Raw genomic sequence first — 13,215 nt, forward strand, 5'->3', positions numbered from 1 at the left:
CGCGACGCCCGTCAGGCCTGCGCGCGCACGCGTTCGACTTCACTCTCGGGCACGTTCGAACGATCCTTGACCAGCGAGAAATCGAAGTCGATCAGCGCGAACTGCCCGTCGACGCCATACGGCTTGCCTTCCGCGCCTTCGGCCTGCTTCACGGCCGGGATCAGCCCGTCGCGCGTGGCGAATGCGAAGTCGTCCCACAGGTGCGGATCGCCCTCGATGTTGATCTGCGTCGTCAGCTTACGATAACCGTCCGCCGAAACGAAGAAGTGAATGTGCGCCGGACGATGGCCGTGGCGGCCGAGCTGGTCGAGCAGTTGCTCGGTCTTGCCGCCCGGCGGCACGCTGTAGCCGACCGGCACCACGCTGCGGAAGCTGTAGCGGCCTTCGGCGTCGGTGCGGATCGAACGGCGCAGGTTGAACGCGGGCTGCGACTGGTCGAAGTACGAGTAGTTGCCGAGATGGTTCGCATGCCACACCTCGACGAGCGCGTTCGCGATCGGCGCGCCGTCGTGGCCGAGCACCTTGCCGCGCATCACGAGCGTCTGGCCCGGATCGGTGCCGTCGTCGAGGCGCGCATGGCCGACCGATTCCGGCGCGCCGGCAACGTACAGCGGCCCTTCGATCGTGCGCGGCGTGCCGCCCTCGATGCCGGCCTTCGCTTCGGCTTCGTCCATCCGCACGTCGAGGAAGCGCTCGAGGCCGAGGCCCGCGGCGATCAGGCCGAGCTCCTTGCCCGCTTCGTTCAGGTAGTTGAGCGCGGTCCAGAATTCGCTCGGCTGCACGTCGAAATCCTCGATCGTGTAGCACAGGTCCTTCATGATCCGGTTGACGATCGCGCGCACGCGCGGGTTGCCGGGCTTCTCCGCGGCGTCGTCGAACGTCTTCAGCAGGGCGTCGATGGCTTGCTTGTCCATGTGTGTCTCCGGTTTCGGTTGTCGTGTGGGGATCAGCGGGCGTCGCGCTTCATGCGTTCGATGCGGGCCCAGTCGAAGGTGATGCCGAGGCCGGGCGTCGCCGGCAGGTGCAGCTTGAAATCCGCGTAGCGCAGCGGCTCGACGAGGATTTCCTCGGTGAGCAGCAGCGGGCCGAACAGCTCGGTGCCCCATTTCAGCGAGTCGAACGTGCTGAACAGCTGCGCGGACGCCATCGTGCCGGCCGCACCCTCGAGCATCGTGCCGCCGTACAGTTCGATGCCGGCCGCCGCCGCGATCGACGCGACGCTCGCCGCGCCCTGCAGGCCGCCCGATTGCGCGATCTTCACCGCGAACACGTCGGCCGCGCGATCCTGCGCGAGCGCGAACGCATCGACGGGGCCGTGCAGCGCCTCGTCGGCCATGATCGGCACCTGCGCGAGCTGCGTGAGGCGCTTCAGCCCCGCGCGGTTGGTCGCGGCGATCGGCTGCTCGACGAGGCTCACGCCCGCTTCCGCGAGCCGTGCGCCGGCCCAGATCGCGTCGGTTTCGCTCCATGCCTGGTTCACGTCGACACGCACGTCGCCGCGCTCGCCGAGCGCGCGCTTGATCGCGACGACGTGCGCGACGTCGCTGGCGACCGCGTTCGAGCCGATCTTCAGCTTGAACGCGCGGTGGCGTCGCGCGTCGAGCATCGCTTCGGCTTCCGCGATGTCGCGCTGCGTGTCGCCGCTCGCGAGCGTCCATGCGACGTCCACCGCATCGGTCCGGCGGCCGCCGAACAGTTCCGACAGCGGCACGCCGAGGCGGCGCGCCTGCGCGTCGAACAGCGCGGTCTCGATCGCGCACTTCGCGAAGCGGTTGCCCTGGAACAGCTTGCGCGCGCGCGCGATCGCGGCGCCCGGGCGTGTCGCGTCCATGCCCTGCAGCAGCGGCGCGAAGTAGGTGTCGATGTTGATCTTGATGCTTTCGGGGCTCTCCTCGCCGTAAGCGAGGCCGCCGATGGTCGTCGCCTCGCCGACGCCTTCGATACCGTCCGTGCATCGAACACGAACCAGCACGAGGGTCTGGCAATTCATCGTGGCGACCGACAATTTGTGGGGCCTGATCGTCGGCACGTCGACCAGCAGCGTCTCGATGCGTTCGATGGTGGCGGCAGTTGCTATCATGCGATTCCTCCTGTTGGTGCACATGGTAGGAATTCCCGCCCCGCGCCGTCCAACACTCTTTCCGACTACTTCCATACCTTTGAGGCATGCAATGGAATTGCGTCAGCTCCGCTACTTCATCGCCGTCGCCGAGGAAATGAACATCACGCGGGCGGCCGAGCGCTTGCACATGACGCAGCCGCCGCTGAGCCGCCAGCTCCAGGCGATCGAGGATGAGATCGGGCTGCCGCTGTTCGAGCGCGGCGCGCGGCCGCTGAAGCTGACGGATGCCGGACGCGTGTTCTACGCGCAGGCGAAGCGCCTCGTCGACCAGGCCGACGAGCTCGGCCCGCTGACGCGGCGGCTCGCGCAGCTGTCGGATCGGATCGTGATCGGCTTCGTGCCGTCGACGCTGTACGGCGCGCTGCCGGACGTGATCCGTGCGTTTCGCGAGGCGCATCCGGGCGTCGAGCTGTCGCTGATCGAAATGTTCACGCTCGAACAGCTCGGTGCGCTGAAGGGCGGGCGGATCGACGTCGGGTTCGGCCGGCTGCGGTTCGACGACGACCAGCTGGTGCGCGAGGCGCTGATCGAGGAAAAGCTGATCGCGGCGCTGCCGGTCGGGCATCCGCTCGCCGATCCGCATCGGCCGCTCGTGCTGGCCGACGTCGCGAGCGAGACGCTGATCGTCTATCCGAGCACGCCGCGGCCGAGCTTCGCAGATCAGCAGCTGTCCGCGCTGCGCGACGGCGCGCTGGTGCCGGCGGCCGTGCACGAGGTGCGCGAGCTGCAGACGGCGCTCGGGCTCGTGGCCGCGCAGGTCGGCGTGTCGCTGGTGCCGGAGAGCGTGGAGGGCGTGCGCGTGAAGGGCGTGGTCTACCGGCGGTTGCCGGAGCCGGGCGCGACGTCGCCGATCATCATGAGCCGCCGGCTGCACGGCGAAAGCGCCGCCACGGCCGCGTTCTGCGCGATCGCCCGCGCGATGATCGCGCCGGCGGGCTGACGACCGCTGTTGCGCCGTATACCGCAACTAACGGTCGATTTCGGAGCCCTGCGCAGGCGCAGCCACGGACGCCGCCTCAGCGCTTCACGTCGAGCGTTTCCGACGGCGACTCGCCGAATTTTTCCCGATAGGCGATCGCGAACCGTCCGAGGTGGGTAAACCCGCAATCGAGCGCGACGTCGGCGATCCGCTGCTCGCTGCCCGCCGCGCGCAGCAGGTCACGCGCATGCTCGAGCCGTGCGTGGCGCAGGTACTGCATCGGACTCATCCCGCGAAACTGGATGAACGCATCACGCAGCGTGCGCTCCGGCACGCCGGCCGCGCCGACGATATCGGCGAGTTGCAGCGGCTGCGCGTAGTGCGCGTTCACGAACTCCTGCGCGCGCCGCACGAAGCCGGGCACGGGGTCGTGGCGCGACGGGGGAATGACCGACGGCGGGTGGCCTTCGATCAGCAGGTCGATCAGCAGGTGCTCGAGCTGCGACGCGACGCGCGGGTTCGCGTTCGCGCGCTCGAGCAGCTCGGGCGAGCGTGCGACGAGCATCAGTTGCTGGCGCCACGCGGCGAGCGCGGCGTCGCTGACATGCAGTACGGGATCGAGCGTCGCGCGCGGGTCGCCCGTCAGCGAGCCGACCGTGGCCGCATCGATGCGCAGCACGAACTGCTCGCAATCGGCCGACAGCACCGCGTCGAAGCGCTCGCCGGGCGCGCACAGCACGCCGGTCTGGCCGTCGACGCCGAGCTGCCGCCCCATCGCGCGCACCTCGGCCTGACCGGACAGGCAGAACATCAGCAGGTAGTAGCCGTCGACCGCGTCGACCTGCACGCGCATCGCGTCGCCGAATGCGATCGTGCCGATCCCGAGCCCGCCGAGCCTGACGAAATCCATGTGCGACGCGCCGTGCGTGCGGCCGTTCGGCAGCAGCGCATGCGGCTGCATCACGCGCGAGATGCGCTCGCGCGTCTCGTCGAGATCGCGGGATTCGAACAGCCGGTGCGCGCGCAGCGCGAGCGGCTCGAACGACGTTGGGGACATGGGCATCAGTCTGGTTTTGGACGCGTGCTTCGATCCGACGAATGGGGCGGGATCGCGTGCCGGCGTCACGCGTGCCGTCATGCTAGCGCAGAAATCCGCCGAAAGTGGATATTGCGCCGCCGCAATCGCACTTTCCGGATAGACGGGGAATATTAGCTTTTCAAAAATCGGCTCCATGCATTCAACGAAACGGATCGACAAGGAGTCCGACATGGAGCAGACAGAATCGCCCGTCGTATTCGCCGCGCGCGACGACGCGTCCGACGTGAGCTTTCCGCACGAAGACGGCTCGCGCGTGCCGTACAAGGTGTTCAGCTCGCGCGCGGTCTACGATCGCGAGCAGGAACGCATCTTCCGCGGCCCGACGTGGAACTTCGTCGCGCTGGAAGCGGAAATCCCGAAGGCCGGCGACTTCAAGAGCACGTTCGTCGGCGATACGCCGGTGGTCGTCACGCGCACGGAGGACGGCGCGCTTTCCGCGTGGGTGAACCGCTGCGCGCACCGTGGCGCGCAGGTGTGCCGCAAGTCGCGCGGCAACGCGAGCTCGCACACGTGCGTGTATCACCAGTGGAGCTTCGACAACGCGGGCAACCTGCTCGGCGTGCCGTTCCGGCGCGGCCAGAAGGGGATGTCCGGGATGCCGGCCGACTTCGACCCGAAGCAGCACGGGCTGCGCAAGCTGCGCGTCGACAGCTATCGCGGGCTGGTGTTCGCCACCTTCAGCGACGACGTGATGCCGCTGCCCGACTATCTCGGCGAGCAGATGCGCCCGTGGATCGACCGGATCTTCCACAAGCCGATCGAGTATCTCGGCTGCACGCGCCAGTATTCGAAGTCGAACTGGAAGCTGTACATGGAGAACGTGAAGGACCCGTATCACGCGAGCATGCTGCACCTGTTCCATACGACCTTCAACATCTTCCGCGTCGGGATGAAGGCGCGCTCGATTCCGGATGCGAATCACGGGCTGCACAGCATCATCACGGTGACGAAGACGGGCGACGACACGTCGGCCGCGTACAAGCAGCAGAACATTCGCTCGTTCGACGAAGGCTTCCATCTGGAAGACGAATCGATTCTCGATCTCGTGTCGGAATACGACGAGGACTGCACGAACCATATCCAGCCGATCTTCCCGCAGCTCGTGATCCAGCAGATCCACAACACGCTGGTCGCACGCCAGATCCTGCCGAAGGGCCCCGACAACTTCGAGCTGATCTTCCATTTCTTCGGCTACGCGGACGATACGCCCGAGCTGCGCGCGCTGCGCATCAAGCAGGCGAACCTCGTCGGGCCGGCCGGCTATATCTCGATGGAGGACACGGAGGCGACCGAGCTCGTGCAGCGCGGCACGGTGCGCGACGGCGACGCGACGTCGGTGATCGAGATGTCGCGCGGCAATCCGGACCAGCAGGACACGGTGATCACCGAAAGCCTGATCCGCAAGTTCTGGGTCGGCTACCAGAAGCTGATGGGCTATTGAAGCGGGAGCGCGGAACGATGGAAAACCTGACGGAAGACATGAAGACGTGGTTCGAGATTTACATGCTCCAGAACCGCTATATCGGGCACCTCGACAACAACCGGCTCGAGGCATGGCCGACGATGTTTACCGAGGACTGCACGTACGAAATCGTGCCGAAGGAGAACGCCGACCTCGGGCTGCCGGTCGGGATCGTCCACTGCACGAACCAGCGGATGCTGCGCGACCGCGTGGTGTCGCTGCGGCACGCGAACATCTACGAGGAGCATACGTACCGGCACATGACGTCGGGCCTGACGATCGTTGCGGAACGTGACGGCGAGATCGACACCGAGAGCAACTACGTCGTCGTGCAGACGCGCAGCAACGGCGAGTCGAACGTGTACCAGGCCGGCAAGTACTACGACACGGTCGTGCGCACGCCGGACGGGCTGCGCTACAAGACCAAGCGGGTGATCTACGACACGTCGCGCGTGCAGACGCTGCTCGCGACCCCGATCTGAGCGGAATGTGAGGAACGACATGACCGAAGCAACGCTCGCCGAGTGGCATCCGCTCGGCGCTTTCGACGAATTCTCCGAAGACGAACCGGCGGCGCGCGTCGCCGGCCAGAAGCCGATCGCCGTGTTCCGGATCGGCGACGAACTGTTCGCGATGCACGATCTCTGTACGCACGGCCACGCGCGGCTGTCCGAGGGTTATGTGGAGGACGGCTGCGTCGAATGCCCGCTGCACCAGGGGCTGATCGACATCCGCACCGGTGCGCCGAAATGCGCGCCGATCACGGAGCCGGTGCGGACCTATCCGATCCGGATCGTCGACGGGCAGGTGGAAGTCAATGTCGGCTGATCCTTTCGTGATCGTCGGCGCCGGCCACGCGGCGCGGCGCACGGCCGAAGCGCTGCGCGAGCGCGACGCCGCGGCGCGCATCGTGATGATCGGTGCGGAACGCGAGCTGCCGTACGACCGGCCCGCATTGTCGAAGGATGCGCTGCTGAGCGAGGGCGGCGAGCAGCGTGCGTTCGTGCGCGATGCCGCGTGGTACGACGCGCAGCGCATCGAGCTGCGGCTCGGCACGCGCGTCGAGGCGATCGAGCGCGATGCGCTGCGTGTGCGGCTCGACGACGGCACGACGCTGCCTTATGCGCGGCTCGTGCTGGCGACGGGCTCGCGGGTGCGCACGTTCGGCGGGCCGGTGGACGCGGGCGTGCCGCTGCATTACGTGCGCACGGTCGCCGATGCGCGGGCGCTGCGCGCGGCGCTCGCGCCCGGCAGGCACGTCGCGGTGCTCGGAGGCGGTTTCATCGGCCTCGAGGTCGCGGCGGCGGCGCGCCAGCTCGGCTGCGAGGTGACGGTGATCGATCCGGCGCCGCGCCTGCTGCAGCGCGCGTTGCCGGAAGTCGTCGGCGCGTTCGCGCGGCGCCTGCACGACGGGCGCGGCGTCGAATTCCGGCTGTCGGCGCTGCCGCGCGCGATCCGGCGCGGCGCGGCGGGCGGCGCGGTGGTCGAGACGGATGGCGGGGACGTGACGGCCGATATCGTGGTCGTCGGTATCGGGGTGGTGCCGAATGTCGAGCTCGCGCAGGCAGCGGGGCTCGAGGTCGACAACGGGATACGCGTCGACGCGGGCTGCCGCACGGCCGATCCCGCGATCTTCTCGGCCGGCGAGGTGACGATGCACTTCAATCCGTTGCTCGGGCGTCACGTGCGGATCGAATCGTGGCAGGTGGCCGAAAACCAGCCGGCCGTCGCGGCGGCGAACCTGCTCGGTGCCGACGAAACCTATGCCGAGCTGCCGTGGTTGTGGTCCGATCAGTACGACTGCAACCTGCAGATGCTCGGCCTGTTCGGCAACGAACGCACGATCGTCGTGCGCGGCGATCCGGCGAACGGTTCGTTCACGGTGTTCGGGCTGCGTGACGACGGCAGGATCGTCGCGGTGGCCGCGGCGAACCAGGGGCGCGACATCGGCGCATCGCGCCGGCTGATCGCGGCGGACGCCGTGCCCGATCCGGAGCGGCTGGCCGATCCGGCAGTGAACCTGAAGGCGTTTCTCTGACGGCGGGGAGGGGGCGGCGCGGGCATGTCGCGTTTGTCGGCCGGTGCGAAATCGGGGATATTAGCGGCATCGCCGATTCGCCTGCCGCCATGACGCCAGACAAAGCCCTCGAACTGAAACGCAGCAAGCGCCGCGCGCTATGGCTGCTGCTGGCCGCCGTCGCGGTGTTCGTCACGACGATCCTGCTGCCGCGCGGCCCGTGGGTCGACGGCGTCAAGGCCGTGGCCGAAGCCGCGATGGTCGGCGCGCTTGCCGACTGGTTCGCGGTCGTCGCGCTGTTCCGCCGTGTACCGATCCCGTTCGTGTCGCGTCATACCGAGATCATCCCGAAGAACAAGGACAAGATCGCCGACAACCTCGCGGTATTCGTACGCGAGAAGTTCCTCGGCCCCGATGCGCTCGCCGCGCAGATCCGCCAGCACGATCCCGCGCAGAAACTCGGCGCGTGGCTCGGCGAGCCGGCAAACACCGATGCGCTCGGCGGTTATGTGACGAAGCTGATGAGTTTCGCGCTCGACATGACCGACGACGCGCGGATCCAGTCGTTCGTCCACGACGCGTTTCGAGCGGTGATCGACCGGGTCGACCTGTCGCAATCGGCCGGCGCGATCCTCGACACGCTGACGAAGGACGGCCGCCACCAGGCGCTGCTCGACGACGCGATCGGGCAGGTGACGAACCTGCTCGACCAGCCGGAAAACCGCGAGGTGATCGCGGGCTTCATCGTCGAATGGCTGAAGACGCAGTATCCGAAGGTCGAGAAGATCATGCCCACGCAGTGGTTCGGCGAGAACGGCGCCGAGTTGATCGCGAACGCGGTGAACCGCGTGCTCGAACAGGTCGCCGCGGACCCCGAGCACGAACTGCGGCAGCGCTTCGACGCGACGGTCGACAAGCTGGTCGAGCGCCTGAAGCACGATCCCGCGTTCATCGCGAAGGGCGAGGAGATCAAGCGTTATGTCCGCGACGGCGCCGCGTTCAACGAATATGCGCGCGACCTGTGGGATCAGTTGCGCGCGTGGCTGAAGGCCGATCTCGCGCGCCCCGATTCGGTGCTGCACCGGCAGGCCGCGACGCTCGGCGGCTGGCTCGGCGCGCGGCTGGCGGAGAGCCCGGCATTGCGCGCGTCGCTGAACGAACATGTCGAGAAGGCGGTGCACGAGATGGCGCCGGATTTCGCGGATTTCCTGATGCGCCATATCCGCGACACGGTGCGCAACTGGGATGCGCGCGAGATGTCGCGGCAGATCGAGCTGAACATCGGCAAGGATTTGCAATACATCCGCATCAACGGCACGCTGGTCGGCGGGCTGATCGGGCTCGGGCTGTACCTGGTGTCGCTGGTGCCGCGCTGGGCGGCCGGCTGGCTGCATTGATGCGGCCACGGCCATCGCGCAGACGGCGCAATGGCGCGCGCCCGCGTATCACGCGTGCGCTTTCGCGCCGTGCAGTTGCAGGCCGAGCGCCTTGATGACCTTCAGGATGGTGCCGAAGCTGGGGTTGCCGTCGTGCGACAGCGCCTTGTACAGCCCTTCGCGCGACAGGCCCGCGTCGCGCGCGACCTGAGACATGCCGCGTGCGCGTGCGATCACGCCGAGCGCGTGCGCGATGAAGGCCGGATCGTCGCCGGCTTCCTGCAGGCACGCTTCGAAGTAGTCGGCCATGTCGTCTTCGGTCTTCAGATGGTCGGCCGAATCCCACGGCCGGGTGCTGATCTTGTCCATCGATTACTCCATGTCGAGGTGCGCGAGCATCGCGTGCGCGGCGCGTATGTCGGCCTGTTGCGTCGATTTATCGCCGCCGCAGAGCAGGATGACCCAGATCGTTCCGCGCCGCACGTAGTAGACGCGATAACCTGGGCCGTGGTCGATCCGCATTTCGACGACCGGCGAGCCTGCGGATTTCCAGTCGCCCGGATTGCCCATCGACAGGCGGTCGATGCGTGCCTGGATGCGTCGCTTCGCGACGCGATCCTGCAGCGCGTCGAACCAGGCGTCGAAGAACTCGGTGGTTCGGATGGTGAATACAGGAGGACTGTAGGGCATCGATCGAGATGTGTCAACCACGGTTCACAGAATGTCAACGGGTCGCCGCGCCCCTTTTCCGTCGCTCGGAGGGCGGCGCGACGTCTGACTATAGAGCCGTCTGCGTTGTTTACCGGTCCGATTGGCCGTTGGGACGATCCCTCCGCGGCGATCGGACGGGGCGGTGACGGAAGTCGGGAATGTCCGAATCCGTCTACAATCAATCACGTCTTTGCCGCCGGCGCGCATGGGTTGCGCGGCGGCGGATCCGTTCGTCCTCCGGTTTCCGGAGACGCCGCCGCGCGCTGCGCGGCGGGCAAGTGCAGTGTGGTCAGTGTCTGGTAGGTAAAGCGTCCGCGTGCCGTAGGCCGGCGCGCGTTCTGAACGCTGCGTGTCCGTAGGCCGGGCAGGCGGCATCAACCGAGAGTCCCCCATGAAAGCATCGGATCTGTTCGTGAAGGCGCTGGAAGCCGAAGGCGTCGAGTACGTGTTCGGCATTCCCGGCGAAGAAAACCTCGATCTGCTCGAATCGCTGCGGCGATCGAAGATCAAGCTCGTGCTGACCCGGCACGAGCAGGCGGCCGGGTTCATGGCCGCCACCTACGGCCGCCTGACGGGCCGTACCGGCGTGTGTCTCGCCACGCTCGGGCCCGGCGCGACGAATTTCGTGACGGCCGCCGCGTATGCGCAGCTCGGCGGGATGCCGATGCTGATGATCACCGGGCAGAAGCCGATCAAGTCCAGCAAGCAGGGCCACTTCCAGATCGTCGACGTGGTCGACATGATGCAGCCGCTCACGAAGTTCACGCGGCAGATCGTGTCGATCGGCAACATCCCGTCGGCCGTGCGCGAGGCGTTCCGCCGCGCGGAGGAGGAGCGTCCGGGCGCCGCGCACCTTGAGCTGCCGGAAGACATCGCGCACGAGGAGGGCGACGGCAAGCCGATTCCGCGCAGCTACAGCCGGCGGCCGGTGGCCGAGGAAAAGGCGGTTGCGCATGCGGTCGACGCGATCCAGGCCGCGCGCCATCCGCTGCTGATGATCGGTGCGGGCGGCAACCGCAAGACCACCTGCAAGATGCTGCTCGAATTCGTCGACAAGACGGGCATCCCGTTCTTCACGACGCAGATGGGCAAGGGCGTGATCGACGAAACGCACCCGCTGTGGCTCGGCAACGCGACGCTGTCCGACGGCGACTTCGTGCACCGCGCGATCGAGCATGCGGACTGCATCATCAACGTCGGCCACGACGTGATCGAGAAGCCGCCGTTCTTCATGCGTACCGACGACAAGACCGTGATCCACGTGAACTTCCTCGGCGCGCAGGTCGATCCCGTCTACTTCCCGCAGATCGAGGTGGTCGGCGACATCGCGAACGCGGTGTGGCAGATGAAGGAGGCGCTCGCGCCGCAGCCGCACTGGGATTTCTCGCGCTTCACGATGATCAAGGCGCATTTCGACGCCCATCTGGAGAAGGGCCAGCACGATCCGCGCTTCCCGATGTACCCGGTGCGGATCGTCAACGATCTTTACAACGCGCTGCCGGTCGACGGCATCGTCTGTCTCGACAACGGGATGTACAAGATCTGGTTCGCGCGCTACTGGCGCGCGCACGAGCCGAATTCCCTGCTGCTCGACAACGCGCTCGCGTCGATGGGCGCGGGCCTGCCGTCGGCGATCGCGACGAAGATCGTGCACCCGCAGCGCAAGGTGATCGCCGTGTGCGGCGACGGCGGCTTCATGATGAATTCGCAGGAGCTCGAGACGGCCGTGCGGCTGAAGCTCGACCTCGTCGTGATGATCCTGCGCGACGATGCCTTCGGGATGATCCGCTGGAAGCAGGAGAACATGAATTTCCCCGATTTCGCGATGACGCTGCAGAACCCCGATTTCGTGTCGTATGCGCAAAGCTACGGCGCGCACGGGCACCGCGTCGAATCGGCCGACGATCTCGAGCCGCTGCTGCGCGAGTGTTTCTCGACGCCGGGCGTGCACGTGATCGACGTGCCGATCGACTATTCGGACAACGAGCGCGTGCTGAACCGCGAGATCAAGCGCCTGTCGGCGCAACTCTGAATGTCCCGTCCACAGGAAGGAGTCGTTCCATGTTGAAGGAAACCTATCCGTACTACCTCGCCAACGAAGCCGTCTACGCGAACACCGATCTGGACGTGACGGACAAGTTCAGCGGCGAGGTCGCGACGCGCGTCGCGCTGGCCGACGCGAAGGCCATCGACGCGGCGATCGGCGCCGCGGTCGATGCCGCGAAGCCGATGCGCGAGCTGCCGGCCTACAAGCGGCAGGCCGTGCTCGACCATTGCGTCGCGCGTTTTCGCGAGCGCTTCGACGAGCTGGCCGAGGCGCTGTGCATCGAGGCCGGCAAGCCGATCAACGATTCGAAGGGCGAAGTGACGCGGCTGATCGACACGTTCCGCGTGGCGTCCGAGGAGTCGGTGCGCATCGACGGCGAGATCATCAACCTCGAGATCTCCGCGCGTGCGCAGGGCTATACGGGCTACACGAAGCGCGTGCCGGTCGGCCCGTGCTCGTTCATCTCGCCGTTCAACTTCCCGCTGAATCTCGCCGCGCACAAGGTTGCGCCGGCGCTCGCGGCCGGCTGTCCGTTCGTGCTGAAGCCCGCGAGCCGCACGCCGGTCGGCGCGCTGATCATCGGCGAGGTACTCGCCGAAACCGACCTGCCGAAGGGCGCATTCTCGGTGCTGCCCGCGCATCGGGACGGCGCCGACCTGTTCACGACCGACGAGCGTTTCAAGCTGTTGTCGTTTACAGGCTCGCCGGCCGTCGGCTGGGCGCTGAAGGAGAAGGCCGGCAAGAAGAAAGTCGTGCTGGAGCTCGGCGGCAACGCGGCCGCGATCGTCGATGCGGATCAGCTCGACCGGCTCGACTACGTGGTCGAGCGCCTCGCGTTCGGCGCGTACTACCAGTCGGGCCAGAGCTGCATCGGCGTGCAGCGGATCCTCGTCCATGCCGATCTGTACGACGCGCTGCGCGAGAAGCTGATCGCGAAGACGCGTTCGCTGAAGATGGGCGATCCGAAGGATCCGTCGACGTTCGTCGGGCCGATGATTTCCGAATCCGAATCGCGCCGGCTGTCGGGATGGATGGACGCGGCCGTCGCGGCGGGCGCGAAGATCGTCGCGGGCGGCAAGGTCGACGGCGCGATGTTCGAAGCGACGCTGCTGGAAAACGTCGGGCACGAGCAGGACCTGTACCGGAAGGAGGCGTTCGGCCCCGTTGCGATCCTCGAGAAGTTCGACCGGTTCGACGATGCGCTCGCCCGCGTGAACGACAGCGACTTCGGGCTGCAGGCCGGCGTGTTCACCGATTCGCTCACGCATGCGCAGCGCGCGTGGGACGAGCTGGAGATCGGCGGCGTCGTGATCAACGACGTACCGTCGTTCCGCGTCGACAACATGCCGTACGGCGGCGTGAAGGACTCGGGCCTCGGCCGCGAAGGGATCCGCTACGCGATCGAGGATATGACCGAGCCGCGGCTGATGGTCGTGCGGCGCCGGTAACGCGGGGCGGGGGG

General features: G+C 67.1%; 13 protein-coding genes. 8 read left to right on the forward strand and 5 right to left on the reverse strand.

Features of this window, described 5'->3' with window-relative positions; translation table 11 throughout:
• Nucleotides 1–11: 11 nt before the first annotated feature.
• Both catA and WT26_RS23775 read right to left on the reverse strand, forming a co-directional pair.
• The gene (catA, locus tag WT26_RS23770; RefSeq protein ID WP_069274085.1) at nucleotides 12–914 is read right to left on the reverse strand and encodes a catechol 1,2-dioxygenase; all 903 of its coding nucleotides are present in this window, start codon (nucleotides 912–914) and stop codon (nucleotides 12–14) included.
• A gap of 32 nt (nucleotides 915–946) precedes the next feature.
• Nucleotides 947–2,080 carry a muconate/chloromuconate family cycloisomerase gene (locus tag WT26_RS23775; RefSeq protein ID WP_059521539.1) on the reverse strand — a complete coding sequence of 378 codons (1,134 nt, stop codon included), beginning with the start codon at nucleotides 2,078–2,080 and terminating at the stop codon, nucleotides 947–949.
• Between the two features lie 91 nt (nucleotides 2,081–2,171).
• Between WT26_RS23775 and WT26_RS23780 the strand changes: the two genes are divergently transcribed.
• A complete protein-coding gene (locus tag WT26_RS23780; protein ID WP_069274086.1) occupies nucleotides 2,172–3,062 on the forward strand; it encodes a LysR family transcriptional regulator in 891 nt (296 codons plus the stop codon).
• A 76-nt stretch (nucleotides 3,063–3,138) separates the two neighbouring features.
• On the opposite strand, the gene andR is transcribed toward WT26_RS23780, so the two are convergent.
• Nucleotides 3,139–4,098 carry an anthranilate 1,2-dioxygenase regulatory protein AndR gene (gene andR / locus WT26_RS23785; protein WP_069275124.1) on the reverse strand — a complete coding sequence of 320 codons (960 nt, stop codon included), beginning with the start codon at nucleotides 4,096–4,098 and terminating at the stop codon, nucleotides 3,139–3,141.
• Nucleotides 4,099–4,309: 211 nt separating this feature from the next.
• On the opposite strand from andR, the gene andAc reads away from it, so the two are divergent.
• From andAc to WT26_RS23810, 5 genes are all read left to right on the forward strand, one after another.
• Entirely contained in the window at nucleotides 4,310–5,581 is a 1,272-nt protein-coding gene (gene andAc / locus WT26_RS23790) for an anthranilate 1,2-dioxygenase large subunit AndAc (RefSeq protein WP_059521940.1), read from the forward strand.
• Nucleotides 5,582–5,598: 17 nt separating this feature from the next.
• Nucleotides 5,599–6,084, forward strand: a complete 486-nt coding sequence (andAd, locus tag WT26_RS23795; RefSeq protein ID WP_059521536.1) for an anthranilate 1,2-dioxygenase small subunit AndAd — start codon at nucleotides 5,599–5,601, stop codon at nucleotides 6,082–6,084.
• Nucleotides 6,085–6,103: 19 nt separating this feature from the next.
• A complete protein-coding gene (gene andAb / locus WT26_RS23800; protein WP_006479527.1) occupies nucleotides 6,104–6,430 on the forward strand; it encodes an anthranilate 1,2-dioxygenase ferredoxin subunit AndAb in 327 nt (108 codons plus the stop codon).
• Nucleotides 6,420–7,640 (forward strand): anthranilate 1,2-dioxygenase system ferredoxin--NAD(+) reductase, encoded by a 1,221-nt coding sequence (andAa, locus tag WT26_RS23805; RefSeq protein ID WP_069274087.1) that lies wholly within the window; start codon nucleotides 6,420–6,422, stop codon nucleotides 7,638–7,640. Before andAb ends, andAa begins: the two co-directional genes overlap by 11 nt.
• An 89-nt stretch (nucleotides 7,641–7,729) precedes the next feature.
• The gene (locus WT26_RS23810) at nucleotides 7,730–9,016 is read left to right on the forward strand and encodes a DUF445 domain-containing protein (protein ID WP_069274088.1); all 1,287 of its coding nucleotides are present in this window, start codon (nucleotides 7,730–7,732) and stop codon (nucleotides 9,014–9,016) included.
• A 48-nt stretch (nucleotides 9,017–9,064) separates the two neighbouring features.
• Here WT26_RS23810 and WT26_RS23815 read toward each other — a convergent pair whose 3' ends face one another.
• Both WT26_RS23815 and WT26_RS23820 read right to left on the reverse strand, forming a co-directional pair.
• On the reverse strand, nucleotides 9,065–9,364 hold the full coding sequence (locus WT26_RS23815) for an addiction module antidote protein (RefSeq protein WP_021157290.1): 300 nt from the start codon (nucleotides 9,362–9,364) through the stop codon (nucleotides 9,065–9,067).
• A 3-nt stretch (nucleotides 9,365–9,367) separates the two neighbouring features.
• Entirely contained in the window at nucleotides 9,368–9,685 is a 318-nt protein-coding gene (locus tag WT26_RS23820; RefSeq protein WP_069274089.1) for a type II toxin-antitoxin system RelE/ParE family toxin, read from the reverse strand.
• A 412-nt stretch (nucleotides 9,686–10,097) separates the two neighbouring features.
• Between WT26_RS23820 and WT26_RS23825 the strand changes: the two genes are divergently transcribed.
• Both WT26_RS23825 and WT26_RS23830 read left to right on the forward strand, forming a co-directional pair.
• The gene (locus tag WT26_RS23825) at nucleotides 10,098–11,738 is read left to right on the forward strand and encodes an acetolactate synthase large subunit (protein ID WP_059665687.1); all 1,641 of its coding nucleotides are present in this window, start codon (nucleotides 10,098–10,100) and stop codon (nucleotides 11,736–11,738) included.
• Between the two features lie 29 nt (nucleotides 11,739–11,767).
• Nucleotides 11,768–13,201, forward strand: coding sequence for an aldehyde dehydrogenase family protein (locus WT26_RS23830; protein WP_069274090.1), 1,434 nt, complete (start codon nucleotides 11,768–11,770; stop codon nucleotides 13,199–13,201).
• Nucleotides 13,202–13,215 lie beyond the last annotated feature (14 nt).

The organism is Burkholderia cepacia (assembly GCF_001718835.1).
GTDB classification, from domain to species: Bacteria; Pseudomonadota; Gammaproteobacteria; order Burkholderiales; family Burkholderiaceae; genus Burkholderia; species Burkholderia cepacia_F.